This window comes from Methylocystis sp. MJC1, from assembly GCF_026427715.1.
Taxonomy (GTDB): Bacteria; Pseudomonadota; Alphaproteobacteria; order Rhizobiales; family Beijerinckiaceae; genus Methylocystis.
The window spans coordinates 1282708-1308640 of the sequence record NZ_CP107558.1 but is presented as its reverse complement, the minus strand read 5'-3'; the positions used below and the strand labels follow the sequence as shown (position 1 = coordinate 1308640).

17 protein-coding genes are annotated in these 25933 nt (G+C 65.2%); 7 read left to right on the top strand and 10 right to left on the bottom strand.

Going from position 1 to position 25933, the window contains the following annotated elements; translation table 11 throughout:
- Nucleotides 1–76: 76 nt before the first annotated feature.
- Nucleotides 77–2332 carry a ComEC/Rec2 family competence protein gene (locus tag OGR47_RS06255; protein ID WP_165047935.1) on the top strand — a complete coding sequence of 752 codons (2256 nt, stop codon included), beginning with the start codon at nucleotides 77–79 and terminating at the stop codon, nucleotides 2330–2332.
- A gap of 176 nt (nucleotides 2333–2508) precedes the next feature.
- Here the strand turns inward: OGR47_RS06255 and lexA are convergent, their stop codons facing one another.
- From lexA to OGR47_RS06240, 3 genes are all read right to left on the bottom strand, one after another.
- On the bottom strand, nucleotides 2509–3222 hold the full coding sequence (gene lexA / locus OGR47_RS06250; protein ID WP_165047933.1) for a transcriptional repressor LexA: 714 nt from the start codon (nucleotides 3220–3222) through the stop codon (nucleotides 2509–2511).
- A gap of 194 nt (nucleotides 3223–3416) precedes the next feature.
- Entirely contained in the window at nucleotides 3417–4586 is a 1170-nt protein-coding gene (locus OGR47_RS06245) for a L,D-transpeptidase family protein (protein WP_165047931.1), read from the bottom strand.
- 257 nt (nucleotides 4587–4843) lie between these two features.
- Complete coding sequence (locus tag OGR47_RS06240; RefSeq protein WP_165047928.1) at nucleotides 4844–5809, bottom strand: acetyl-CoA carboxylase carboxyltransferase subunit alpha; 966 nt, start codon at nucleotides 5807–5809, stop codon at nucleotides 4844–4846.
- Nucleotides 5810–6025: 216 nt separating this feature from the next.
- Between OGR47_RS06240 and OGR47_RS06235 the strand changes: the two genes are divergently transcribed.
- Both OGR47_RS06235 and OGR47_RS06230 read left to right on the top strand, forming a co-directional pair.
- A complete protein-coding gene (locus OGR47_RS06235) occupies nucleotides 6026–6898 on the top strand; it encodes an alpha/beta fold hydrolase (RefSeq protein WP_165047926.1) in 873 nt (290 codons plus the stop codon).
- Nucleotides 6899–7034: 136 nt separating this feature from the next.
- On the top strand, nucleotides 7035–8495 hold the full coding sequence (locus OGR47_RS06230) for a hypothetical protein (protein ID WP_246729515.1): 1461 nt from the start codon (nucleotides 7035–7037) through the stop codon (nucleotides 8493–8495).
- A gap of 106 nt (nucleotides 8496–8601) precedes the next feature.
- Here the strand turns inward: OGR47_RS06230 and OGR47_RS06225 are convergent, their stop codons facing one another.
- From OGR47_RS06225 to OGR47_RS06215, 3 genes are read right to left on the bottom strand one after another with little or no spacing between them, the layout of a single operon-like run.
- Nucleotides 8602–9903, bottom strand: a complete 1302-nt coding sequence (locus OGR47_RS06225; RefSeq protein WP_165047924.1) for a TolC family protein — start codon at nucleotides 9901–9903, stop codon at nucleotides 8602–8604.
- Complete coding sequence (locus OGR47_RS06220) at nucleotides 9900–13016, bottom strand: efflux RND transporter permease subunit (RefSeq protein WP_165047922.1); 3117 nt, start codon at nucleotides 13014–13016, stop codon at nucleotides 9900–9902. The genes OGR47_RS06225 and OGR47_RS06220 overlap by 4 nt, the downstream gene beginning before the upstream one ends.
- A 7-nt stretch (nucleotides 13017–13023) precedes the next feature.
- Nucleotides 13024–14178 (bottom strand): efflux RND transporter periplasmic adaptor subunit, encoded by a 1155-nt coding sequence (locus tag OGR47_RS06215; protein ID WP_246729514.1) that lies wholly within the window; start codon nucleotides 14176–14178, stop codon nucleotides 13024–13026.
- 236 nt (nucleotides 14179–14414) lie between these two features.
- Here OGR47_RS06215 and pepN point away from each other — a divergent pair, with 236 nt between their 5' ends.
- The gene (pepN, locus tag OGR47_RS06210) at nucleotides 14415–17063 is read left to right on the top strand and encodes an aminopeptidase N (protein WP_165047920.1); all 2649 of its coding nucleotides are present in this window, start codon (nucleotides 14415–14417) and stop codon (nucleotides 17061–17063) included.
- A gap of 123 nt (nucleotides 17064–17186) precedes the next feature.
- Complete coding sequence (locus OGR47_RS06205) at nucleotides 17187–19616, top strand: PAS domain-containing sensor histidine kinase (RefSeq protein WP_165047917.1); 2430 nt, start codon at nucleotides 17187–17189, stop codon at nucleotides 19614–19616.
- On the opposite strand, the gene OGR47_RS06200 is transcribed toward OGR47_RS06205, so the two are convergent.
- On the bottom strand, nucleotides 19520–20926 hold the full coding sequence (locus OGR47_RS06200; RefSeq protein WP_165047915.1) for a sensor histidine kinase: 1407 nt from the start codon (nucleotides 20924–20926) through the stop codon (nucleotides 19520–19522). The two genes, OGR47_RS06205 and OGR47_RS06200, sit on opposite strands and share 97 nt — an antisense overlap.
- A gap of 158 nt (nucleotides 20927–21084) precedes the next feature.
- Here OGR47_RS06200 and OGR47_RS06195 point away from each other — a divergent pair, with 158 nt between their 5' ends.
- A complete protein-coding gene (locus OGR47_RS06195) occupies nucleotides 21085–21537 on the top strand; it encodes a hypothetical protein (RefSeq protein WP_165047913.1) in 453 nt (150 codons plus the stop codon).
- Nucleotides 21538–21616: 79 nt separating this feature from the next.
- Here the strand turns inward: OGR47_RS06195 and OGR47_RS06190 are convergent, their stop codons facing one another.
- Complete coding sequence (locus tag OGR47_RS06190) at nucleotides 21617–22300, bottom strand: response regulator transcription factor (RefSeq protein WP_165048399.1); 684 nt, start codon at nucleotides 22298–22300, stop codon at nucleotides 21617–21619.
- Nucleotides 22301–22536: 236 nt separating this feature from the next.
- On the bottom strand, nucleotides 22537–24045 hold the full coding sequence (locus OGR47_RS06185; protein WP_165047910.1) for a Do family serine endopeptidase: 1509 nt from the start codon (nucleotides 24043–24045) through the stop codon (nucleotides 22537–22539).
- 196 nt (nucleotides 24046–24241) lie between these two features.
- On the opposite strand from OGR47_RS06185, the gene OGR47_RS06180 reads away from it, so the two are divergent.
- On the top strand, nucleotides 24242–24607 hold the full coding sequence (locus tag OGR47_RS06180; RefSeq protein WP_165047908.1) for a c-type cytochrome: 366 nt from the start codon (nucleotides 24242–24244) through the stop codon (nucleotides 24605–24607).
- A gap of 309 nt (nucleotides 24608–24916) precedes the next feature.
- Here the strand turns inward: OGR47_RS06180 and corA are convergent, their stop codons facing one another.
- Nucleotides 24917–25930 (bottom strand): magnesium/cobalt transporter CorA, encoded by a 1014-nt coding sequence (corA, locus tag OGR47_RS06175; protein WP_165047906.1) that lies wholly within the window; start codon nucleotides 25928–25930, stop codon nucleotides 24917–24919.
- Between the last annotated feature and the right edge of the window lie 3 nt (nucleotides 25931–25933).

The window sequence follows — 25933 nt, the reverse complement described above, 5'->3', positions numbered from 1 at the left end:
CTCCAACCCTGGCCGTGGCGCGCCCGCAGGATCCGCGCTAACCTTGCCCTGAGGCGCCGTAACCCAGGGTGTTGGCGTGAGCGACGCGACGCGCGCGGCGGAGAAAGACGAGCGTGAAGGCGCCCTCGCCCTCCGGCTCGCGCCCCGCGCGCAAAAGCTCACGAATATCCTGCACGATGCCTATGCGCAGGAAGCCGAGCTTCGGCGCCCTTTCCTGTGGCGGCCCGTCGCGATCGGAGCGGGCGTCGTCCTTTATTTCAGCGCCGAGCGCGAGCCCTCTCTCTTATTATGCGTCGGCGCGCTTGCGGCCTTCGCCGCTCTCGCCTTCGCCACGCGCCGCCACGCCCGCGCATATGCGCTCTTTCTCGCGCTCGCTTTTGTGGCCGCGGGCTTCGCGTCTGGCGCCTGGCGCGCCGCGCGCGTGGCCGCGCCGATCGTGCCGCGCGTGGGCGTCGGCGAGCTCACTGGCTTTGTCGAAGAGATCGATCCGCGCCGCGCCGGCGCGCGCTTCGTGCTGCGGGTCGCGAGCGCCGAAGGTCTGCCGGGCGGCGTGGTTCCAGCCCGCGTGAGGCTCACCATGCGCAGCGACCCGAATTTTGCTGCAGGCGATTTCATCGCCTTGAAGGCGCGGCTGATGCCCCCCGCCCGCGCGGCGCTTCCCGACGGCTACGACTTCTCCCGCGACGCCTTTTTTGCAGGGCTGGGCGGCGTGGGCAATGCGCTCGGGCGGATCGAAACCATGCCGCCGCCGGACCCTGCGCCGCTGTCATTGCGCTTTTTCGCCTCGGTCGATCGCATCCGAAACGCCTTGGCGCTACGGGTCTACAAAACGATCGGCGGCGACGCGGGCGCCATCGCCGCCGCCATGGTGACAGGCAAGCGCGATTTTCTCTCCGAAAGCGCAAAGGACCTCATCCGCCGCGCCGGCATATTTCACATCGTCACGATCTCCGGCATGCAGATGACGCTCGTCGCCGGCATTTTCTTCGTCGGTCTCCGACGGTTGCTGGCAATGTCGCAAGCGCTCGCGCTCAATTACCCGATCAAGAAATGGGCGGCTGCGCTCGCCATGGTCGGCGCCATTCTCTACGACATCGGCACAGGCTCGCGCGTTGGAACCGAACGCGCGCTGGTCATGACGCTGATCATGCTGGGGGCCGTGTTGTTCGATCGCCCCTCGCTCTCCATGCGCAATCTGGCGCTCGCCGCCTTCATCGTCATGGCTCTCGAGCCAGAGGCGATCATGGGCGCGAGCTTTCAGCTTTCCTTCGCCGCGGTTGCGGCGCTCATCGCCATTTACGAATGGCGCGGCGACCAGCTGGCCGAAAGGCGCGGGCAACCGGCGCAGGCCGGCCTTGGCAGCCATCTTGCCGAATGGCGGGAGATGATCGGCGAGCGTTTGCTGCACGGGCCGGGCGCGGCGCTTGTCGCGACGCTCTGCGCGACTTCCGCCACCGCCTCCTTCATGGCCTACGACTTTCACGAGCTGAGCCCTTATGTGCTCATCGGCAATCCGCTGACGCTTGCGGCAATCGAGTTCTTCGCCGTGCCCTGCGCGCTGATCGGCGCGGCGCTCTACCCCTTTGGCCTCGACGGCTTCATATGGCGCTATCTCGAGATGGGAATCGGCCTCGTGATCTGGCTCGCCGGCCTCATCGCGAATGCGCCGGGAGCGAGCCTGCATGTGAAGGCCTTCGCGCCTTGGGCAATGGTTTTTCTTGCGCTCGCCGTGCTGTCCGCCGTGCTGTGGCGGACATGGGTCTGGCGGGCGACGGCCATTCCGCTCGCTTTGATCGGCCTTATGGGAGCGACGAACGCAGCCCGCTTCGACATCGCCATTCCGGCGACGGGAGAGGCCGCTGCTTTGCGACGCCCCTCGGGCGAATTGGCCCTTCTCGGTAAGAAGCCCGGCGCTTTCGCCGCGGAACAATGGTTGCGCGCCGATGCGGATGCGCGCGCCGTCGCTGAGGCGAAAGCGGCGTCCTGCGACGATTATGGCTGCATCGGCAAGGCTGTCGATGGGAGGATCGTCGTATTGGCGACGTCACGAGCGGCGCTTCTCGAAGACTGCCCCCGCGCCGCCATCGTCATCACGCCGCTACGGGCGCCGGAGGGCTGCAAAGCGCCGATCGTGATCGACCGGCGCAAGCTCGCGGAGACGGGCGCCGTCTCGCTGCGAATTCTGGAAGGCGGCGCCGTCGCATGGACGACCGCCCGGGGCGTCGACGAAGATCGCCCCTGGTCGCCCAAACCCGCGCAGGCGACGAAACGCGCAATAGCGCTCGAGGACGAAAGCTCGGAGGAAGCGGAACTTGCGGAGCCGCTGGAGTGATAGCGTGGGTGGCGGATTGGGGTGGCTCATTCCCGACGCCCGAACAAAGAGGCGATCGGCAATCCAGAACAAAACCGCCCAGTCATTGCGAGGAGGCGAAGCCGACGAAGCAATCCAGAGCAGTAATGCGGCCCTGGATTGCTTCGCTTCGCTCGCAATGACGGCGGTGGTCACAGTCAATACTTACGCAGCAGGCTCACCAGCTTACCCTGGATGCGCACCTTGTCCGGCCCGAAGATGCGCGTCTCATAAGCGGGGTTCGCCGCCTCCAGCGCGATCGACGCGCCACGCTTGCGTAGCCGCTTCAATGTCGCTTCCTCGTCCTCGATCAGCGCGACGACAATGTCGCCCGTGTCGGCGTAGTCCTGCTTCTTGATGACGACCGTGTCGCCATCCAGGATGCCAGCCTCGATCATGGAATCGCCACGCACTTCCAGCGCGAAATGCTCGCCGCTCGACAGCATTTCGGGCGGCAGGCTGATGGTATGGCTGCGGCTTTGAATGGCGGAGATCGGCGTGCCGGCGGCGATGCGGCCCATCACCGGAATGGCCACCTGCTGATTGGCCTCGTCCTCGCCGCGCTCATGCAGCGGCCGGACGCGGCCCAGATTGCCTTGAATCACCGAAGGCGAGAATTTGCCGCCGCGCGCGACGCCGCCCCCGCGCGGCGTCGCCGATTCGGGAAGCCGCAAAACCTCGAGCGCGCGCGCGCGATTGGGCAGGCGCCGAATGAAACCGCGCTCCTCGAGCGCGAGAATAAGCCGATGAATCCCGGACTTGGAGCGTAGATCCAGCGCGTCCTTCATTTCGTCGAAAGACGGCGGAACGCCGGTTTCCTTCAGACGCTCGTGGATGAAACGCAGCAGATCGCTCTGTTTTTTTGTCAGCATAACCCGCCCCTCGCGACACGAACCGCCGCGCGCCTCGCCCTCAGGCCGCGAGCCTCAAAACAAATCATGAACGGCTTATAAACGTTCCCGGTGCGTTCCGCAAGAACTATTGCCCAGCCCCGGTTAACAAAAGCTTTTCAAAAGGAAAGCCGCGCCCGAACGAGCGCGGCTGAAAGCAATGCCGATCGGATCGGCTATTTCTTCGCGTTGAGCGCCTTTTTGATCGACGCTGTCGGTCCATTTTCGTCGGCCAGCGCCGACATTTCGCGATGGTGCTCCGGCGCAAGCGCCCGGACGACGGTCGAGGCTTCGTGGCTCTGCGCCGCGGCCTTGGCGGCGGCCATGGTCACGACCGGCGATTTTGCGGCGAGCTGCTGCGCGGCTTTGCCGGTGGCGCGCGCCGGCTTCTCTTCGAGCGCGATTTCGGTCGGCCCCGTCAGCGCCTCGGGACGGCTGGCCTCCCCCGCCTTGGAGGCGAAACTCGGATGCTGGCCGCCGTCTTCATAGACGACGCGCACCGGCTTCACGGTCTGAGAAAGCTCGGCGATCTTCTCGTCGTCCTTAGCGGCCTTGGCGGAAACGCTGGCGACGAGCTCGGGATCGCGTTTGAGGGCCGGACAGGCCGAGACCGGGTCCATCGCGCCGCTCGCCGTCGCATTGAAGACATAGCGGCCGCCGCAATAAGCGACCTGAGGCTCCTGCTTCGTCACCTCGAAAACGTCGTTGCCTTCCTTGAGGTTCTTCCAAAAGCCGATATTCGCGTCGAGCCGGTGCTTGGCGAGATTTTCCGCCGTCATGCGAAACGGATAGGACTGCATCTGAATGGCGCGCTGTCCGCCGTCGAAGCTCGAGCGGGCGATGGCGTAGATCTCGGCGATTTGGGCGTCGGTCATGGAGAAACAGCCCGCCGACGAGCAGGCGCCATGCACCATGATCGTGCCGCCTGTATGGCCCAGGGCGCGGTCGAGCTGGTTCGGATAGCCGACGTTGAACGAAAGATAATAGGAGGAATTCGGGTTCATTTGCGCCGGGGTGATCGCATAGAAGCCCTCCGGCACCTGACGGTCGCCTTCACGCGTCTTGGGGCCCAGCTGGCCCGACCAGCGGCACATGGGGAAGGTCTTGAGATGGATGTAATTGCCGTCCGCGCCCTGTTTCCAGATCTCGAGCTCCGCCTCTTTCTTATAGGCGCGGATCAGCATCGGCGCTTCTTTGGTGGTGCCGAGCTGCTCCATCTTGGCGAGCGTCTCCGGCGGCACGGGCGCCAGCGCACGATGAGAAAGACCGCTGTCCTGGCAGGCGGAAAGCGACAGGCCGGCGAAAGCGACGGCGACCGCGGCCGGCTTCAAGATCCGATGTTCCATGCGCTCAGCTCCCCTCAGCGCCCCGGCGCCCGCGCATTTTGTCGGCCGCGAGCCAGCGGGCCCGCCAGGCCAATGCGAGCCCGAAGGCGCGCGGTCCAAATACGCAACTGCCCCATGCTTACGCTGCGTTGGGTAACCCGATTCTTACCAGGCCAGACTCTTCTCGCCCGCCCCGAAAGCTAACGAGCAGAATGGGACGAGAAAGTGTCCAACCCCCTTGCCGCCTTAGGCGAAGCCGGCAATTCGATCTATTTACCTTAACCTTTCGCCTCGATCTTGCGGCCCATGTTAAGGAATTTCTCGGCGCGCGCGGCGCGCAGCTGCTCGCGCGAGAGATTGGTCAAGCGGGAAAGCTCCGACCAGATGGCTTCGCCCACGGCGGCGATGGCGGCGGCGGGATCGCGATGCGCGCCACCCGCAGGCTCGGCGACGATGAGGTCGATGATGCCGAATTTGAGCAGATCCTGCGCGGTGATCTTCATGCTGGTCGCGGCTTCCTGCGCCTTGCCGGAATCCCGCCACAGGATCGAGGCCGAAGCCTCGGGCGAGGCGACCGTATAAACCGCGTGCTCCAGCATCAGAACCTTATTGGCGGCTGCAATGGCGATCGCGCCGCCGGAGCCGCCCTCGCCGACGACAACCGCCACATTGGGCACGCCCAGCGACAGCGACACGTCGGTGGAGCGGGCAATCGCCTCGGCCTGGCCGCGCTCCTCGGCGTCGATCCCCGGAAAGGCGCCGGCCGTATCGACCAGCGAAATCACCGGCAGTCCAAAGCGATCGGCAAGCTCCATGAGCCGTACGGCCTTGCGATAGCCCTCGGGCCGCGCCATGCCGAAATTATGCTTGAGCCGGCTCGCCGTGTCGGAGCCTTTCTCCTGGCCGATGACGCAGACGGGCTCGCCTTTGAAACGGCCGAAACCTCCGACAATGGCGAAGTCCTCGCCAAACAGTCTGTCGCCCGCAAGGGGCGTGAACTCGGAGATGAGCTGCTTGACGTAATCCGAGAAATGCGGCCGCTGCGGATGGCGCGCGACTTGAATCTTCTGCCAGGGGGTCAGCACCGCATAGAGATCGGCGAGCGCCTTCGCCGCCTTCGCCTCGAGCTTGCTGAGCTCCTCCGTGATCGAGACGCCCTCGCCGTTCTCAGCCAGCGCGCGCAATTCCTCCACCTTGGTTTCGAGTTCGGCGACGGGCTTTTCGAAGTCGAGATAGGAGCGCATGGGCGATTGTATTTCCTGCCAATTATAAGTCTCGCGCCCGGCGGCCTCTCGGGCGCGCGCAAACTCGCCGCATCGGCGCGGGAAGTCAAGAAAGCTCAACAATCCGCAGCAAGCGCCGCTTACTTTTCGCGCCCGAGAGCCCAACATCGCGCAAAAGCTGCGTTTGGCTCGCTCCGCCCCGCGCGGTAGAAGGCTTCCGACAGATGGAGCAATTGCGTGAGCTCGACCTTAGCCCCCGAAAACCGATTCATTCTCGCCCGCGACGGCCTGCGCCTGCATTATCTCGATTACCCCTGCCCGGATGCGACGCGCCTGCCGCTCGTGTGCCTGCCGGGCCTCGCCCGCACGGCCAATGATTTTTTCCTCGCGGCGCAAGCCGCGCAGCAATCCGGCCGGCGCGTGCTCGCGCTCGACTACCGCGGACGCGGACGCTCCGAATGGGACAAGGACTGGCGCCATTACGCGCCAGACGTGGAAGAAGACGATATTTTCGCCGTTCTCGCTGACGCCGGCGTCACGGAGGCCGTCTTCTTCGGCACGTCGCGCGGCGGGCTTCATGCGATGCGCATCGCGCGCGCCCGGCCGGGGCTGATCCGCGCGGCGGTATTGAACGACATCGGCCCGGTGATCGAGAAGAGCGGCTTGCTGCTGATCAAGGGCTATGTCGGTAAGATGCCGCCGCTCCAAAAAATGAGCGACGCCGCCGCGCTGATGCGCCTGACCGCAAGCGCGGTCTTCCCCGCGATCACGCCCGAGCAGTGGGAAATCTTCGCCCGCCAGACCTTCGAAGAAAAGGACGGCAAGATCGCGCTGCGCTACGATCCCGAGCTGGCCCATACGCTCGACGACATCACGGCCGAATGCGACGTCGAGAATTTATGGGAGCACTTCGCGGCGCTCGCCAACGTCCCGATTCTCGCGCTGCGCGGCGAGAAATCGAACATTCTTTCCGTCGAGACCTTGGACGAGATGGCGCGACGCGCGCCGCAGCTGGAACGTCATACCGTCCCCGGCCAGGGCCATGCCCCATTGCTGCTCGATCAACCGACAATCGAACGGGTGATGCAGTTCTTGAACAAGCAAAGCTGATGCGCCGACGCCCTTCCTCGTCACGGCCGAGCTTATCCACTCGCGCCGCAGCGCCATATCTCTTGCCTGTATCGGCGCAATCGGATTAGCCTGACTCTCGCGGCGCCTATTTCGAAATTTTACGGCGAGGCGAAGGATGCATTCCAATCATTTTCACGGCTTTCGTGCTTGCGTTGCTTGTTCGGTGATCGCGCTTGCGGCAGCGGCCTCCACGCCCACTCTTGCAGCCAAGCTGCGCCATGCGCATCCGGCGCTAGCGCTTTCAGCAACATCGCCTGGCGCGCCGCTCTCAGCGGACGACGTCTCGTGGCTCTTTCCGCCGCCCAAGAACAGCGCGGATCTCGCAAACACCATTGCGATCGCGGATCTGACCGCGCCCGATCCCAAGGACGCGTCGAAACGCGAAGCCATATGGCCCGCGAGCGCCTTCGCACAATTCCTCGCCAACGCCGATGGCCCATCGACGCAGATCGGAAGCCATCATCTGCAATTGCCCAAAGAGGCGCATGACATCAAAGTCTGGCGCGTCGCGGGTTTGCGCATCGATCCAGGCGCGCCGGGTCTGACGAACGACGTCATCGCGCAATTTGGACAGTCGCCGCAAGTGCGCTTCATCCTTCAGCCAGTGACGACGCAAGCCAAGGGCGCCGTGAAGGTCCACGACGTCACTGCGCATCTTGTCTACACTTTCGCGGCCGGAGCCGACGCGCCGGCCGAACAGGGCTGCCTGCCGCGCGTCAAGCCAGACACGGACGCCTTCAAAAAAATCGCGCGCGACTTTGCGGGTCTGCGCGACGATCTGGCGAACGGCCGCTTTGGCGGCGCGGCGATCACGACGCAGGGCAAGCTGCTCGGCGTGCATCCGGGCCTTGCCGATCGGCGCACGGCCAAGTCGCTTCGCGACGCGCTGGTGACCGTGCTCGAGCGCCATCTCACGGGCGCGAAGCTCAGCGCCATGGCGGTGATGGGGCTCGCCGACAATGGGCCGGAGCCCTGGGTTTTCCTTGCCATGTCGCCGGTCGGGCCGGGCGTCGTTCCCTCGCTGCCCAACGGCGGCTTCATTCCGGTGCGCGGGCCGGCGCTCGACGGCAAGCAGTTCGCCGAAGCTCTCGCGGTGCTCGAAAAGCCGCATCAAGTGATCCCGACGCCGGCGCCCAACAACCTCAATCCCATCACCTGCAAGAACGCTGCTTTGCCGGAGGGCGAGGCGGCTCTGCCGGTGGCGCAACGCAAGGGCCTTGCGACAGCCGAGCTCTTCGACCTCGGCGACGCCAAGATTTCCAACCCTGCGACGATCAAGAAAATTCAAGATACGGTCGATCTCGTCGCCGATCCTGCCCGCAGCCATTTCTTCAACACCGATTGCGTGAGCTGCCACACGGATACGCGCCGCACGATGGACCTTCTGAAAAACGCAAAGATCCCCGGCGTCGATCCGGCCGTGCTGCCGCAGGAGAAATGGAACGTGCGCAATTTCGGCTGGTTCCCGTCCTTCCTGCGTCCCGGCAAACTAGAGGCGACAGCGACACGGCGCGCCGCGTCCGAAACGGCGGCAGTGGTGGATTTCATCAACGCCAACGGATTGGCGAAGCCGTAAGCAACCGTCATTGCGAGGAGGCGAAGCCCACGAAGCAATCCAGAGCAGCGGTGCGACCCTGGATTGCTTCGCTCCGCTCGCAATGACGGTCATCACTCACACAAACTCACGGCGCATACCCCTGCGCCTGATTTACCCGCGACACCGCCGCGCCCACATTCACCGAGGCGCTGGCTTGCGCACGCTGCGCGTCCAACTGCAATTGCCGCACGCGATAGAGATCGAAGGCGCTGATCTCGCCGAGCGCGAAGGATTTGCGCGACAGCTCGAACTGCTCATTGGCGACCGTAAGCCGCTTGTCGGCGAGGCCTGCGGCCTTCTGCGCGGCGGCGAGATTGGCGCGCGCCGCTTTTATATCGGCAAGAACGACGCGCTTGGCCTTTTCATATTCGGCCTGCGCCCGCGTCATTTCGGCGAGCGCCTCGGCCTGGCGCGGCGCCTGCCGGCCTTCGGTCGGGAGCGGGATGCGAATACGCACGCCGACAGTGGTTGCGTCCGTGCGTTGATCGGTCACCGACTGCGACGGGTCGGTCGAATATTGCCGATTGTGCTCCTGACGGCCGAAAACGCCGACATCCGGATTGTCGATCGGCGTGGCGTCGACGAGGCGCAATTGCGCCTCGGCGCGTCGCAGCGCGGCGAGCGGCGTGCGTAGCGCCGGATGATCTTCGATATCGGCCGCGGGCTTGATCGATTCGAGCGCGCCGTCCGGCCCCGCGCCGCCGGTGAGCGCCGCATAATTCACGCGCGCGACTTTTTCGGCGCCTTCCGCCTGCGCGAGCTCCGTCTCGGCGGCGAGCAATTCGTTTTTCGCCAGCAAGGCGTCGGCTTGCGCCGCTTCGCCAAGCTCCACGCGCCGGGTCATGTCCGCGCCGATCTCGCGCGCCGTCGCGACGCGGTTGCGGGCCACTGTCGCCTCTCGCGCCGTTCGCTGCGCATTCCACCAGGCGTCACGCAAAAGCCCTGCGACATCGAGGCGACGCAGCGCGATTTTTTCCCCAATTTCTATGACACCGCTCGACACGGTCGCCTCCATGGCGTCGCGCTGGCCCGGCAGCCAGAGAGGCAGTCCCGCTTCGACCTCCGTCTCATTATAGTTGCGCAGATTGCCGGCGACGGCGTTCCGCTGCGTTCCGCCGACATAGGGCGAGCCGGGCGAGATCGAGCGCGTCGTCGCATAGCGCGCCGAGACCGCGCCGGATTGGGCTTCAAGCGCCCTGCTCTGCGCGTCGATCGCCACAGCCATGTCGAGATGACGCATCAGCGCATGGCCGAGCGGCTTCTTGGTCTTCTTTTGGCTGGCGCCGTCGCTGCTTCTCGCCGTCACTTCGCCGCGCGACTGCGGCGCGGCGAAAGCCGGCCCCGCGAGCGCGAGAATCAAAGCGGCGAGAAGCGGCGCGCCAGTCATTGCGAAGCCATTCTTTGCACGGCGATGGTGTTGCACTTCGTGCGCAAGCGCCAGCTCATGGCGCGGTCGTAAAGGATCGGCAGCAAGATGAGCGTCAGCGTCGTCGCGGAAATGAGGCCGCCGATGACGACGATCGCCAGCGGCCGCTGGATCTCGGCGCCCGGGCCCGTCGCGAAGAGGAAGGGAATGAGGCCAAAAGCGGCGATCGTCGCGGTGAGCATCACCGGCCGCATGCGGCGACGCGCGCCCTCGATCACGGCTTCGCGCGTCGCGCCGACGCCCTCGGCCATCAGCTTGTTGATGTAAGAGATGAGCACCACGCCGTTCAGCACGGCAATGCCAATGAGCGCGATGAAGCCGACCGACGCCGGCACGGAGAGAAACTCGCCCGAGAGCCAAAGCGCGAGAATGCCGCCGATCGCCGCGAAAGGCACATTGCAGAAAACCAGCGTCGCCTGCAGCGCGGAATTGAAGGTGAAGTAGAGCAGCAGGAAGATCAAAGCGAGCGCGATGGGCACGACGATCGCAAGGCGCGCGGAGGCGCGCTGCTGGTTCTCGAACTGCCCGCCCCATTGGTAGCTGTAGCCCTTCGGCGTCGTCACATGATGCGCCACTGCCGCTTTGGCGTCGTCGACAAAACCGACGAGATCGCGTCCCTCGACATTGGCGAGCACAGTTGCGAAACGCCGGCCACTCTCGCGAATGACCTGAATAGGCCCGTTCTCGACCTTCACATCGGCGAGCTGGGACAGTTCGACGACTTTCCCGTCCTTCGACACCATCGGCAGGCGCGCGAAATCCACAGAGGAGCGCCGCGAGGTTTCGGAGCCGCGCACGACAAGCGGCGTGCGGATCGGCCCTTCGAGCACGATGCCGACCTGCTGGCCGTCGACCCAGACGCGCAAGGCGTCCTGAATATCGCTGGCGTTGAGGCCGAAGCGCCCTGCCGCCAGCCTGTCGACGCGCGCCGTCAGATAACGCATGCCGTCATTCTGCAGGCCGAAGACGTCGCGAGCGCCGGGGATCTTCTTCAGCTCCGTCGCGACATCGCGCGCGAGGCGGTTCAATTCGCTGATGTCGTCGCCGAAAATCTTCACGACGACATCGCCGCGCGCGCCGATGATCATTTCCTGCACGCGCATGTCGATCGGCTGCGAGAAGGCGTAGGAAATGCCGGGGATGCCGTCGAGGACAGACCTGATCTCGCCGAGGAGCCATTCCATGCCATGCCCGCGCCATTCGTTCTGCGGCGCAAGGGTGAGGAAATTATCCGTCTCGTTGAGGCCCACCGGATCGATGCCGAGCTCATCGGCGCCGGCGCGGGCCATCATGCCTTTCACCTCCGGCACTTTCGCCATGATCTCGCGCTGGATGCGCCGGTCGGTTTCCGCCGCGACGGCGACGCTGATCGTCGGATGCTTGCGTATCGTGATGACGGGCGTTCCCTCGTCCATCACCGGCATGAATGTCTGGCCGATCCTCGAATAGGCGACGCCCGCGACGAGAAGCCCGCAAACAACGATGGCCGCGACCGCAATTGGCCGCGCCAAGGCGCGCTCGAGAAGAGGCTCGTAAACCGCGGCGATTTTGCGAACGAGCCAAGGCTCGCTGAGCGCGCCGGTCCGCAGGAAGGTCGCGCTCAGCGCGGGCACGACCGTGAGCGACAGGATCAACGCCGCGCCCAGGGCGAAGGCGATAGTGAGCGCCACCGGCGCGAAAAGCCGGCCTTCGAGGCCCTCCAGCGAGAGCAGCGGCAGAAAGACAGTGACGATGATGACGACGCCCGAGACAAGCGGCGTCGCCACTTCGTTCGTCGCCTCGAAGGTCATGAACACGCGGTCGGCGAAGCTCGCGTCATGCGCTTCCGACAGCCGATGCTCGACATTCTCGACGACGACCACCGCGCAGTCGACGAGAAGGCCAATGGCGATAGCGAGGCCGCCGAGCGACATGATGTTGGCCGAAAGCCCCCACCATTTCATGATGCCGAAAGTAGCGAGCGCCGCAAGCGGCAGGATGACCGAGACCACGAGCGCCGCACGGAGATTGCCGAGGAACAGAACCAGCAGGATCACCACCAGAACAATGGCCTCGATCAGCACCTTCTGCACGGTCCAGACAGCTTTGCCGATCAGCTCGCTGCGATCATAGAAAATCTCGACCTTCACGCCCTTGGGCAGCGTCGGCGCCAGCTCGGCGAGCCGCGCCTTCACGCCGGAAACGACCGTGCGAGCGTCGGCGCCGCGCAGGCCCAGCACCAATCCCCAGACTGCCTCGTCCTGGCCGTTGCGGCTGACGACGCCGTTGCGCGGCAGGGAGCCGTTGCGCACTTCCGCCACGTCGCCCACGCGAACGACGCCGTTGGGGCGCGCCGCGATCACGACAGAGCGTATCTCTTCCAGCGAGCGCAATCGGCCCTCGGCGCGCACCAGCAGCGCTTCCTCGCCGTCCTGCACGCGGCCCGCGCCATCGTTTCTATTATTGTCCTTGAGCGCCGATTCCAGCATCTCGACGGTGACGCCGCGCGCCGCCATGGCCGAGGGCGACGGCGCCACTTCGAAGGTGCGCACATAGCCGCCGAGAACATTCAGATCGGCGACGCCGAGCAGGCCGCGTATCGCCGGGCGGAGGGTGAAGTCGAAGAGGCTTCTTTGCTCCATCGGCGTGAGATCGCCGCCGACGATGGTAAACATCAGCATCTCGCCGAGCGGCGTGACGATAGGCGCAAGCCCTCCGGATGCGCCCGCCGGCAATTGATCCTGGACTTGCGAGAGGCGCTCGTTCACCTGCGCGCGCGCCCAGTAGATATCCGTTCCCTCGGCGAATTCGAATGTAATCAGCGCGACGGAATAGCGCGTCGTCGAGCGCATATGCGTCAGCGAGGGAATTCCCTTGGCGGCGATCTCGATCGGCGCGGTGACGCGCGCCTCCAGCTCCTCGGGCGTCAGGCCCGGCGCGCGCATCGCGACAAGCACCTGCACGGGCGCGACGTCGGGAAAAGCGTCGATCGGGAGCTTCAGATAGCTCACGGCGCCCCAGGCGGCGACAAAGAGCGCGCAGAGGAAGGTGATCAGCCGCTGGCGCAGCGAGAAGTGGATCAGCCGCTCTAGCATCTCGGCATCACTGGCTCTCGGTCTTGGCGAGTTCGGCGAGGAGCGTCAGAAGACCATGCACGGCGACGCGCTGGCCGACCGCAAGCTCGCCCTGCACCGAGGCGAACTGCGGCGTCTCGGAGACGAGCGTCACCGGCATGGCGCGGAAGCCCTGCGACGACCGCACAAAGACCCAGCTATGGTTGAGATGGCTCGCCACGGCGTCCGCCGGCACGCGCCATTGCGAGGCGCCGGCGCCCTTGACGCGCAGAATGGCCTGCAACGCCTGCCCCGGCCGCAGGGAGCTTTTACCGGGGCGGAACTCCGCCACCGCCGTCACCGATTGCGTGGCCTGGTCGACGGTGTGGCCGATTCGAATGAGGCGACCGACGAGATCGACCGACGGCAGATACACGCGGTCCACATTCTCGAGCGCCGCGACGCGGCTAAGCGGCGCCTGCAGATTGACCCAGATGGGGTCGAGGCGCGCGATGGTGACGAGCGGCGCCGAGGCCTGCACGCGCTCGCCGGTCGTGCCGTGCCGCTGCAGGATGGTTCCGCTGATCGGCGCGCGCACCAGCAGCGCGCTCGCGAGCTTACGATCCTTGCGCAATTGCGCGACATCGGCCTCGCTCATGCCGGAAAGGGTGAGGATCTGGCCTCGTTCCTCCAATGTCCCGCGCGCCTGGACGGCTTCGGCGCGAGTGATGATGAGCCGCCGCTCGGCGATGATGCGCTCCTTGAAGAGCTGCTCGTCGCGGCGCAGCTTCTCATTGGCGAGATCGGCGTCGGACACCGCGTGCAGAAAGGCCCGCTGCGCCTCGACCAGCTCCGAGGAGCGCAGCGTCGCGATCGGATCGCCCTCCTTCACATCCTCGTCGGGCGCGACGAGCAGGGTCTCGACAAGGCCCGCAGCCGGCGCGGCGACCACGCGCAGCTGCTGCGGCGGCACGGCCACGACGCCGGGCACGACGATCTCGCCGGCCCCGGTTTCGGCTTCGACCGGCTGCGTCTCGATGCCGGCGGCGCGGATCTGCTCCTCGGAGAGCGACAGGAGAATGTCGCGAACTGGCGGCGCTGCGGCCTGCGGCGCGCCGAGGGCGCTTAGGGAGCCGCTCGGCGCGCCGCCAGCGACGAAAAAGAGGGTGAGAAGGAGCTTTCGCCACATGGGCAGAGACGACACCGGCTTAGAGCGAAAAACGGCGCCAAGCGAGCGAAGGCGTCGGTCGGCGGATCGAAGGAAGCTTCGAGCGACTTTGACCGCCAACTGCCGCCAACTCAAGGCCTACCAAATCTTTGCCGTAGCTTTCCAATTAAAATTTCGTCACCTCGCCGCTCGGGCGCAGGCGCGGCCGGTCGCAAATCTTGCATAGGCGCCTATATTCGTCCGAAGCCCCGATTCCCTGCCTAGAGGTTTTCATGCGCCACCCCTCCAATGTCGCCGTCCGCCTTGCAGACTATCGCCCCGCCGACTTCCTGATCGACACTGTGGCGCTCGATATTTCGCTTCACCGGACGGAGACGAAGGTGGTCGCGCGGCTCGCGCTGCGCCGCGATCCCAAGGGCGCGCCCGGCGCGCCGCTTGTCCTCGACGGCGACGAGCTGACCCTCGTGAGCGTCAAGCTCGACGGGCGCCCGCTCGCAGCGCAGGATTATACGGCGACACCCGACCAGCTCGCCCTCACGGCGGTTCCCGACGCCCCCTTCACGCTCGAGATCGAGACGCGGGTAGACCCGACCGCCAATACCCAGCTCTCGGGACTCTATCGCTCCGGCTCGGCCTATTGCACGCAATGCGAAGCCGAAGGCTTCCGCCGCATCACTTATTTCCTCGACCGTCCCGACGTGCTCAGCGTCTACACGACCCGCGTCGAGGCGGATAAGAGCGAGGCGCCGATCCTGCTTTCCAACGGCAATCCCGGCGAGACGCGCGACCTTCCGGGCGGTCGCCATTTTGCCGTCTGGCACGACCCCTTCCCCAAGCCGTCTTATCTCTTCGCGCTCGTCGGCGGCGATCTCGGCGTGGTGCGCGATCGTTTCAAGACCATGTCCGGGCGTCAGGTGGCGCTCGCCATTCACGTCGAGCACGGCAAGGAGGCGCGCGCCGAATACGCCATGGACGCGCTGAAGCGCTCGATGCGTTGGGACGAGGAGAAATTCAGCCGCGAATATGATCTCGAGGTCTTCAACATCGTCGCCGTCTCCGATTTCAATATGGGCGCGATGGAGAACAAGGGCCTCAACATCTTCAACGACAAATATGTGCTCGCTTCGCCCGAGACCGCGACCGACGTCGATTACGCCGGCATCGAAGCGGTTATCGCGCATGAATATTTCCACAACTGGACCGGCAATCGCATCACCTGCCGCGACTGGTTCCAGCTCTGCCTCAAGGAAGGGCTGACCGTCTTCCGCGATCAGGAATTTTCCGCCGACATGCGCTCGCGCGCGGTCGAGCGCATCGGCGACGTGCGCGGTCTCCGGCTGGCGCAGTTTCCCGAGGACGCCGGGCCGCTCGCGCATCCGGTGCGGCCGGAAGTCTATCACGAGATCAACAACTTCTACACGGCGACCGTCTATGAGAAAGGCGCCGAGATCGTCCGCATGCTGCGTACGTTGATCGGCGACGACGCCTTCCGCCGCGGCATGGACATTTACTTCGCACGCTTTGACGGCACGGCGGCGACGGTCGAAGATTTTCTCTCCTGCTTCGCCGAGGCTTCCGGTCGCGACCTCTCGCATTTCGCGCTCTGGTACAGCCAGGCCGGCACGCCCGTGCTCTCGACGGAAGGCGCCTATGACGCGGACGCGAAAACATTCGCTTTGACGCTGCGTCAGGAGATCGCGCCGACGCCGGGCCAGCAGGAGAAAAAGCCGGCTGTCATTCCCGTCGCCCTCGCGCTCTTCGGCCAGAATGGCGAAAAGCTCGATCTCGAAAGCGCCGACGCCCGGCCCGACGAATTGACGCGCGGACTGTTCGAACTGTCGGACACCGCCCGAACCGTCACCTTCCAGAACATTCCCTCGCAGCCGGTGGTCTCGGCATTGCGGGGCTTCTCCGCGCCCGTGCGGCTGGAGCCGGCGCCGGAGAGCGCCGATCTCGAAAAGCTGCTCGCCTGCGACGACGATCCCTTCAACCGTTGGCAAGCGGCGCAAAGCCTGGCGCTGCGGGCGATCTTCGCCCGCGTCGACGCGGCTCGCGCTGGCGCGCCGCTGCCCTCGGCGACGGGCTATGTCGCGGCGCTGCGCACGATCCTGAGCGGCGCCGACGCCGATCCAGCCTTCGCCGCCCAGGCGCTGTCGCTTCCCTCGGAAACCGATCTCGCGCGCGAAACGGGCTCGAACGTAGACCCCGACGAACTTTTCGCCGCACGCTTCGGACTGCGCGAGGAGATCGGCCGCGCGCTGCTTTCGGAAGCTGCGTCGACCTATACGCGCCTTGCCGACGCTGGCCCCTACAGCCCCGACGCCGCTAGCGCCGGCCGCCGTTCGCTCAAAGCAGTCGCGCTCGATCTCGTCGCCGCCGGCGACCCGGCGAAGGGCTCGGCGCTGGCGGAGAGTCAATTTGCCGCAGCCGGCAATATGACAGATCGCCTCTCCGCGCTTGCGCTCCTTGCGCTTCTCGGCGGGGACGCGCGCGAAAAAGCTTTCGCGGCTTTTTACGAGCAGTTTGCCGGCGACGCGCTCGTCATCGACAAATGGTTCGCGCTGCAGGCGACGATCCCCGAGCCGGCGACCACCCAGCGCGTCATCAAGCTCATGTCGCACCCGGATTTCGCGCTGACCAATCCCAATCGCGTGCGCTCGCTGATCGGCGTTTTCGCCAACGCCAATCCCACCCGCTTCCATGCCCTCGACGGCTCCGGCTACGACCTGCTGACGAAGATCGTTCTGGAGCTCGATCCGAGGAACCCGCAGGTCGCCGCGCGGCTTCTGTCGTCGCTGCGTTCCTGGCGCACAATGGAGCCGCGGCGGCGCGCTATGATCGAGGAGCGATTGCGCAGGATCGTTGCGCAGGAAGGTCTTTCCGCTGACACGAAGGACATCGGAACGCGCGCGCTCGCTTGAAACTTACCAAACGCGTTAACCACTCATTAAGCATCTGGACAATTAACGCCCAAAGGATTCGAATGAAGGTGATTCGGGCACTCAACCGCTCGGTTTCAGGATCGCCAGATTTCGGAGAATTTGATGGCGCGCGTCACCGCAGCTCGTGCGATGAGTCACGCGGAAATGGTGTGGGGCGCTTATCGTTTCGACGGCACTGGCGTTAAGGAGACAAAAGAAAGCCCCTGGCTGAAGCGGGCGGCTTTCGTCGTCTCCGTCATCTGCCTCGCGTCGCTCGCCGCCTTCGCCGTGACGCTGGTCCACTCGATGCAGGATCAGCTTGTCGAGGACGCGACCGCCGATCTCGAAGTCTTTGCGCGCGCCGTGCGACATGATCTCAGCGACAAGATCCAGATTGACTCGAAGCTGCTTGCGCAGCCCCTGAACAAGATCCTGCCGATCCGCGCCATGGCGCGCGGACGGCGCATTCTCATCACCGACGACAGCGGCCACGTCGCTGCGGCCTTTCCGCCGATCGAGGCCAAGAACGTCTCGCTCGCCGACGTGCTCGGCGCCGAGCAAGTGCTGACCGAATTCGCCGACAAGGCCGGCGTGATGCGCGTCACTTTGCCCGACGGCGCGTCTGCGCTCGCAACGGTGCAAAAGCTGCCGGCGCCCTATGGGCAGGTGGCGATGATCTATCCGCTGGAGAATGTGTTGGGCGAATGGCGCACCGTCGCCGCGCATTACGCAGTGGTGTTCGCCTTCACCACCTTGATGCTGCTCGCGGTCGTCTACGCCTATGGCCGCCAGTCGCGCCGCCGTCAGGCCGCCGAGCAGGTCAACGCCTTCCTTCGGCGCCGGCTCGACGCGGCGCTGTCGCGCGGGCGCTGCGGCCTATGGGATTGGGACATTGCGCGCGGGCGCATCTACTGGTCGGACTCGATGTATGAGATGCTCGGCCTGCCGGCCGAGCGGCGTTGCCTCTCTTTTGGCGAGCTCAACGCTTTGCTGCATCCCGACGACGGCGATCTCTCGGTGATTGCGGAAATGGTCTCCGCCTCTCGCAGCAATATCTTCGACCACGAGTTTCGCGCCCGCCACGCCGACGGCCATTGGGTTTGGTTGCGGGCGCGCGCCCAGATCATCGACGACGCCGAGGACGACGGGCGTCATCTCGTCGGCATCGCCGTGGACGTATCGGAGCAGAAGGCGCTCGCCGAACATACCGCGACGGCCAATATGCGTCTGCGCGACGCCATCAACGCCATCTCCGAGGCTTTTGTTCTCTGGGACTCGCAGAACCGCCTCGTCGTCTGCAACTCCAAATTTCTCGATCTCCACGGGCTGGCGTTGGAAGCCGCCACGCCTGGCGTGACCTACGCAAAAATGATGTCGCGCGCGACCGCGCCAATCGCCCATACCGAAAACGCCGCGACGGAACCCCGTTCGCCTGACGCGCGCACTTATGAAGCGCGGCTCGCCGACGGCCGCTGGCTGCAGATCAACGAGCGACGCACCAGAGACGGCGGCTATGTGTCGGTGGGCGCCGACATCACCGCGCTCAAGCGCAATCAGGAGAAGCTCATCGAGTCGGAACGTCGCCTCACGGCAAGCGTGACCGATCTCACGCGCTCCCGCCAGACGCTCGAAATACAGGCCCAGCAGCTCGCGACGCTCGCGGAGAAATACCATCACCAGAAAGCGGAAGCCGAAGCCGCTTATCTCGCAAAATCCGAATTCCTCGCCAATATGAGCCATGAGCTGCGCACGCCGCTCAACGCCATCATCGGCTTCTCGGAGATGATGCTGGCGGAGCCCTTCGGCGCGCTCGGCTCGCCGAAATACAGCGAATATTGCGCCAGCATTCAGCAGGGCGGCAGTTATCTCAACGAGGTGCTTTCCGACATTCTCGACATGTCGCGGCTCGAGGCCGGCGTCGTGCGTCTCGCCGAGCGCGAAGTCGATGTCGCCGACGCCGCGCGCAGCGCCGTGAGCGATTGGCGCATGCGGGCCGAGGAGAAAAAGCTCACCCTCGACGTCGAGATTGATGAACGGCTGCGCTGCGTCGGAGACGAAGCGGCGATCATCAAGACGGTCGGCATTCTCCTCTCGAACAGCATCAAATTCACCGAGCCCGGCGGCGCCGTGCGCCTGCGCGCGCGCCATCTCGGCGCCTCGATCGCGCTTTTCGTCGAGGATAATGGAAGGGGCATCGATCCCGCCGTGCTGCCGAGATTGGGCCGCCCCTTCGAGCAGAGCGCGGGCGTCATGGAAAATGGCATGAAAGGCTCCGGGCTCGGCATCGCCATCGCCCGCGCGCTGGTCGACCTCCATGGCGGCGCGCTGCGCTTCCGCTCGCGACTCGGCATGGGCACGGTGGCGATGGTGCGCCTCTCCTGCGCCCATTGCGTCGGCAAGAACGTCACGCCGATCAAGCCGCGGGCGATCGAGCAACAGCCAGCAAGAAGCGTCGTCTATGCGCGCTCGCGCGAGACCATGGCGCGCATCGCCGGCAGCGACAACACGACGCGCAACCCCGGGGCGTTGTCCTCGATCCGCAGGGCGCCGTGATGCAGGCGGGCGACGGCCGCCGCCATCGCAAGGCCAAGTCCCGAGCCCGGCCGCGAGCGTGAATTCTCCAGCCGAACGAAGCGCCCCACGACTCTCTCGCGATCCTGTGGCGAAATGCCCGGCCCGTGGTCCGCGACGGTGATCTCCACGCGATCGCAGACGCGCTTGGCGCTGACGTCGATGCGCTTGTTCTCTCCCGAAGCGCCATATTTGAGCGCGTTGTCGACGAGATTGACCAGCGCCTGCCCGAGAAGCTCGCGGCTCCCCGTGACGGGAAGGCCGGGCTCGGTCGACGCCTGCAGATGCACCCCCTGCTCTTCCGCGACCGGCTCATACATCTCGACAATGTCGCTCACGACGGCGTCGGCGTCATAGATCGTCAAATTATCGCTCGAATAGCCCGCCTCCGCCCGCGCGATCATCAGCAGCGCATTGAAGACGCGAATGAGCGCGTCCGACTCTTCGATCACCTTGTTGAGCGCCTCGCGGTGCTCGCCATTGTCGGAGGCGCCGCGCAGCGCGGCTTCGGCGCGGTTGCGCAGGCGCGTGAGCGGCGTCTTGAGATCATGCGCGATATTATCGGAAACTTCGCGCAGGCCCGTCATTAGCTCCGAGATGCGCTCCAGCATGGCGTTGAAGTTCTCGGCCAGACGGTCGAGCTCGTCGCCAGCGCCCGAGACGGCGAGGCGCTCGTTCAGATCGCCCGCCATGATGCGCCGGGCGGAGGCGGACATGACGTCGACGCGCTCCAGCATGCGGTGCGAGACGAACATGCCGCCGAGCGCGCCGACGAGCGCAAGCCAGAACAATGAGACGCCGAGCGCCTGGCGCAAAATGTCGCGTAGGACCTCGTGATCCTCGATGTCATGGCCGATCAGCAGCCGGAAACCGCCGGGGATGAGAAAGAGCCGCATCAAGGCCGGATGCTCCACCCCCGGCTCGCCGCGACGCTGATAATGCGTCTCGACGAGCTGCCGGCTGCCGGTCGGCGAAGAGGCCGGCGGCTCAATGTTGCCGACGATCACGTCGCCGGAGTGCGTCGTCAGCAAATAGAGCGAACCGCCGGGCGCGCGCACGCGCCGCTCCAGCGCCGTGGTGAGCTGACGCAGCCCGCCTTGCGCATATTGTTCGGAAAGCGCGCGGATCTCGGCCTCGACAGTCTGCTCGATCTGTTCGTCGAGCACCTCCTTCACGCGCGCGCCGACGCGCGTCAGCACGATGCCGGCGCCGATCGAGAACAAAATGAGATAGGCGAGCGACAGCTTGAAGGCCGTCGTACGAAAGAGCTTCCCGAGTTTTCCAGTAAACAAGCGATCTTCCTGTCTGCCAAAGCCGCGCCCGGCGAGGTTCTGCAAAGATATGGGCGTTCCCGGCGCAATTTGTCGCAAGGTCGCCCGATTGCCCCTCGGGGAACCAACCACACGGATTCGACGTTCATTGGCTAAGGGGCCAGCCAAGGTTCAAGAAGATGCGTAAGAGTGTAAGAAACGCAATCCTTGCGTCGTTGAGCGGCGCAACCGCCATCGGCGCCATCCCGCCGGAAGCATTAGCAGGGCCGATGATGGCGCCGCCAAGCGCCGTCAGCCTCGCCGCGCCGACGGTGGAGGCGCATTATTATCGCCATTGGGGCTACCGGCACCATTGGGGATATTATCGCCCGCACCACTACTATCGGCATTGGGGATATTACCGGCCCCACTACCGCTATTGGGGTTATTACCGGCCCCATTACTACCGCAGGGTCTACTACGGCTACCCGCGCTACTATGGCGGCTACTACGATCCCGCAGGCGCGGTTTTCGCGAGCGCGGCGCTGGGCCTGATGGGCGCCGGCATCGCCGCCGCCACCGCCCCGTCCTGGGGGTATGGCGGTTGGGGCGGCTGGGGCGGACCCGGCTGGGGCTGGGGCGGCTGGTGGTGAGCGCCGGCTGAGCGGGATTTCTTTGAAATCCTGCCGAGCGCGCTTTCCGCTCGCAGGGACTCGTGCAACGGAAAGCGCGCTAGCGCATTGCGTCGCGGATCATGTAGCCCGCGCCGCGTATCGTGTGCAGCAAGGGGTTCTCGCGCCCTTTGTCGATCTTGGCGCGCAGCCGCGAGATATGCACGTCGATCACATTGGTCTGCGGATCGAAGTGATAGTCCCAGACATTTTCCAGGAGCATGGTGCGGGTCACGACCTGCCCCGCGTGCTTCATCAGATATTCCAGCAGCCGGAACTCTCGAGGCTGCAGCACGATCTCCTGCCCGCCCACCGTCACCTTATGTGACAGCCGATCCAGCTCCAGATCGCCGACGCGGTAATGCGTCTCCTCGCCGCGCGGCCCGACGCGGCGGCGCGCCAGCCCCTCGATGCGCGCCAGAAGCTCCGAGAAGGCGTAGGGCTTGGGAAGATAGTCGTCGCCGCCGGCGCGCAGCCCCTTCACGCGGTCGTCCACCTGTCCGAGCGCGGAAAGAATAAGCGCGGGCGTCTCGACCTTCTGCTCGCGCAGACTGGAGATGAGCGAAAGCCCGTCCATCTTCGGCAACATGCGATCGACGATCAGCACGTCATAGTCGCCCTCTCGGGCGGCGGCGTAGCCAGCAAGCCCGTCGGCGGCGTGGTCGGCGACATGACCCTGCTCGCGGAAGGCTTTGACGAGATAGTCGCTGGCCTCTTTATCGTCTTCGATGATCAATATGCGCATCGCGCCCATGATAGCTGACCTTGCAAAAAAACGGCAGGCCGGCGCTTAAAATTGCGCCGGCCCGCCCACGACGGGAGCCAGGAGGGGACTGGCGACTACCCGTCGCTCTTCATTGCGGGGGACCGCCTGCGGGCGGGTGCAGTTTTGTGGTCCGCGTCGCAAGAAGAAGCCGGATTCATCTTCGAGCCGTTATTTTGAGCGAGCTTTCATCCCAAACGTCCGGGAAGCGCGCGGGTTCAACCAGCGCCTTCCTTCACCGGCACGGCGACGAATTTCGCGCCGTCGGCCGATTTCACCCGCAGCAGCACCGAGCGGCGGCCTTCCTTGCGGGCGCCGTCGATGGCGCCGGTAAGATCGGCCCGGGAATTCACTGCCTGGCCGCCGGCCTCGACGATGACGTCGCCGCGACGCAAGCCCTTCTGCGCCGCCGCGCCGCTGGGGTCGATGTCGGTCACGACGAGGCCCTGGCCGCCAGCGCCGGGAACCTGGGCGGCCGGAGCCACCTCTATGCCGAGGCTCGAGAACTGGGTCCCGCCGCCAGCGCCGCCGCCAAGGTCTTCCTCGGCGCGCGCCTCCTTCTCCTCAGGCAGCTTGCCGAGGGTGAGCTTGGCGTTCTTCTCCGAGCCATTGCGGATGTAAGTGATGTCGACCGTCTTGCTCGGCCCCATGGCGGCGATGCGGCGAGCCAGCTCGCGCGGGTTGTCGACTTTCTCGCCATTCACCGCGGTGATCACGTCGCCCGCCTTCAGGCCCGCGGCCTCGGCCGGCGCGCCCTTCTGCGGCTGGGCGATCAACGCGCCCTTCGGCGATTTCAAGCCCAAACTGTCGGCGATCTCCGGCGTCACCTGCTGGATCTTCACGCCGATCCAGCCGCGCGACACTGTCCCCTTCTCCTTGAGCGCCGTGATCACATCCTTAGCGACCTCCGTGGGGATCGCGAAGCCGATGCCGACCGAGCCGCCGGAGGGCGAATAAATGGCGGTGTTCACGCCCACGACATTGCCATGCGCATCGAAAGCCGGGCCGCCGGAATTGCCGCGGTTCACCGGCGCGTCGATCTGCAGGAAGTCGTCATAGGGGCCGGCGCCGATGTCGCGGCCGCGCGCCGAGACAATGCCCGCCGTCACCGAGCCGCCGAGGCCGAAGGGATTGCCGACCGCGATCACCCAGTCGCCGACGCGCGGCTGCGCGCTCGACCATTCGACATAAGGCAGCTTGTTCCCGTCGCTGACCTTCAGCAAAGCGAGATCGCTCCGCTTGTCCGTGCCGATGACCTTCGCCGGCAAGTTCCGGCCGTCGTCGAGCGAGATCTCGACATCGGTCGCATGTTCGACGACATGGTTGTTGGTCACGACATAGCCGTCGGCGCTGATGATGAAGCCCGAGCCCTGCGACTGCGTCATGCGCTTTTGCGGCGTCTCGCCGAAGCGCTTGAAGAAGCGATACATCGGGTCGTCGGGCGAGAGCTCCTGGCCCTCGAACGGACTATGCGACTCCTCATAGGCCTTCACCTTGATGGCGACGACGGCGCCCTTCACGCGATCGACGATGTCGGCGAAGGAGGCGGGGCCGCTGGCCGGCGCGACAGTGACGGAGGGCGCCTCGGCGAAAGCGGTCCCGACAGGCGCGCCGAAAGCCGCGCCCAAGGCGAGCGCGGCGCTCGCGGCCGTCAGCGCAAGGCGCGAGGCGCGGCGACGAGCGGTCGCCCGCAAGCGAGTGCTGCGCGCAAAAATCGGTTGCTGCATTTCAAATACTCTCCATTCCGGCTGCGACTTGGGGGGAGGCTCCAACGCCGCCTGCGACATCAACATGGAGGCCCGCCTCTTGCCGTCCAATGGCCGCCGGATGAAACTTTCGTAAGGGGAGGCGCAGCCGGAAATCTTGAAGAGGCGGCAAAGCCGCCGCGCGTCCGCCCGCCCTGAAAGAGAAAGCGATGCGCTCATGCTGGAAAGATTGCTGATTTTTTTGATAGCGCTCGCGCTCTGCGCGGCGAGCGAGACATTGGCTCAAGACCAAAGCGTTTCAAAAGTGGAGAGCGTTTCGAGCGGCCGGAGCTTGGCGCAGGACATCTGCGCATATTGCCACGACATCGGGCGCGACCGTCCCTTTACGCCGATCATGCAGCCGCCGGCGCCGAGCTTCGAGACGTTGGCGCGCCGCCGCAAGCTCGATGAAGCCAATCTGCGCCGCTTCCTCGCCGCGCCGCATGGGGGCGTCCTCGGCAAGACGAAAATGCCCAATCCGGAGTTGCTCGACTATCAGATCGACGCGCTCTTGGCGTATCTGAGAACGCGCCCGCGCCATTAAACGCGCCGCCTTGTCATTGGAGCGGCGCCCTCTCAGCCCGTCATGGCCGGGCTCGTCCCGGCCACCCACGCCGAGCACATCACAGCTCGCGCTGCGAGGATGGGCCTACGCCGCGACCAACCAGCCGATGGGGAAGCGCCCGTTTGGCGTGATCTTTAGAATAGCTAGCCACAGGCGTCCTGGGTTAGCTGTATCCCTCGGCGTGGATGGCCGGGACAAGCCCGGCCAAGACGGCCGCAAAATATGTGAGTGTAATTCGGAATCGCCTCTGGATTCCCGACGCTGCGCACGTCGGGAATGACATACGCCTCACAGCCACCCTGACCTGCGGAAGCGCCAGTAAAGCGTGCCGCAAATCGCGAAGGTGACGCCGAGCACCATGTAGTAGCCGTACTCCCACTTGAGCTCCGGCATATGCTCGAAGTTCATGCCGTAAATGCCCGCGATCGCCGTCGGCACGGCGAGAATGGCGGCCCAGGCGGCGAGGCGGCGCGAGATGTGGGTCTGCTGCATTTGCGCATTCATCAATCCCGCCTCGAAGGCGAAGGCGAGAGTCTCGCGCAATGTGTCGATGCGCTCTTCCGCGCGGCGCAGATGGTCGCGCACGTCGCGGAAATGCGGACGCATCATGGGATCGATGAGGACGATGTCCGTGCGCTCCAGGCGCCGGCAGACGTCCTGCAGGGGCGCGACCGCGTTACGCAGTCGCAAGAGATCGCGTCGCAAAGCATAAAGCTGCTCGATCTCGCTTTGTCCGATCGAGGTCGTCAAAATGCGTTCTTCGATATCGTCGACCCGCTCATGGATGCTGTCGAGAACAGGAAAATACTTGTCCACGATGAAGTCGAGCAGCGCGTAGACGATGAAATCCTCGCCTTCCGACAGCTGGTGCGCGCGCGCCTCGCAGCGCTGGCGAACGGCCGCGTAGCTTTGCGAGGGGCCGTGGCGCACGCTCACGACATAGCCTGCGCCGACAAAAATATGCGTCTCGCCAAAGACGATGCGGTCCTTCTCCATCTGCGCGGTGCGCGCCACGATGAAGATGCTCTCGTCGAATTCCTCGAGCTTGGGGAACTGATGCGCCTTGGCGGCGTCTTCGATTGCGAGCGGGTGCAGCGAGAACTGCGCCCTCACGCGCTCCAGCAGCTCGACGCTGGGCTCGTAGAGGCCGATCCAGACGATATGCCCCTCGCGCCTCGCCCAGTCGCCGGCCTCGTCTATGTGGATATCGGCAACCTTGACGCCCTCGCAATAGGCGACGGCGTTGACGACGCCGGGGCGGACGCCCGCCGGCTCGATCTGCTCTCGCGCGGGGGCGTCCATGAA

Coding starts and splice junctions, on each gene's coding strand:
- lexA (WP_165047933.1), bottom strand. CDS start 3,222: ATGCTGACAAAAAAACAGAGCGATCTGCTGCGTTTCATCCACGAGCGT.
- OGR47_RS06245 (WP_165047931.1), bottom strand. CDS start 4,586: ATGGAACATCGGATCTTGAAGCCGGCCGCGGTCGCCGTCGCTTTCGCC.
- OGR47_RS06240 (WP_165047928.1), bottom strand. CDS start 5,809: ATGCGCTCCTATCTCGACTTCGAAAAGCCCGTCGCCGAACTCGAAACC.
- OGR47_RS06230 (WP_246729515.1), top strand. CDS start 7,035: ATGCATTCCAATCATTTTCACGGCTTTCGTGCTTGCGTTGCTTGTTCG.
- OGR47_RS06225 (WP_165047924.1), bottom strand. CDS start 9,903: ATGACTGGCGCGCCGCTTCTCGCCGCTTTGATTCTCGCGCTCGCGGGG.
- OGR47_RS06220 (WP_165047922.1), bottom strand. CDS start 13,016: ATGCTAGAGCGGCTGATCCACTTCTCGCTGCGCCAGCGGCTGATCACC.
- pepN (WP_165047920.1), top strand. CDS start 14,415: ATGCGCCACCCCTCCAATGTCGCCGTCCGCCTTGCAGACTATCGCCCC.
- OGR47_RS06205 (WP_165047917.1), top strand. CDS start 17,187: ATGGCGCGCGTCACCGCAGCTCGTGCGATGAGTCACGCGGAAATGGTG.
- OGR47_RS06195 (WP_165047913.1), top strand. CDS start 21,085: ATGCGTAAGAGTGTAAGAAACGCAATCCTTGCGTCGTTGAGCGGCGCA.
- OGR47_RS06190 (WP_165048399.1), bottom strand. CDS start 22,300: ATGCGCATATTGATCATCGAAGACGATAAAGAGGCCAGCGACTATCTC.
- OGR47_RS06185 (WP_165047910.1), bottom strand. CDS start 24,045: ATGCAGCAACCGATTTTTGCGCGCAGCACTCGCTTGCGGGCGACCGCT.
- OGR47_RS06180 (WP_165047908.1), top strand. CDS start 24,242: ATGCTGGAAAGATTGCTGATTTTTTTGATAGCGCTCGCGCTCTGCGCG.
- corA (WP_165047906.1), bottom strand. CDS start 25,930: ATGGACGCCCCCGCGCGAGAGCAGATCGAGCCGGCGGGCGTCCGCCCC.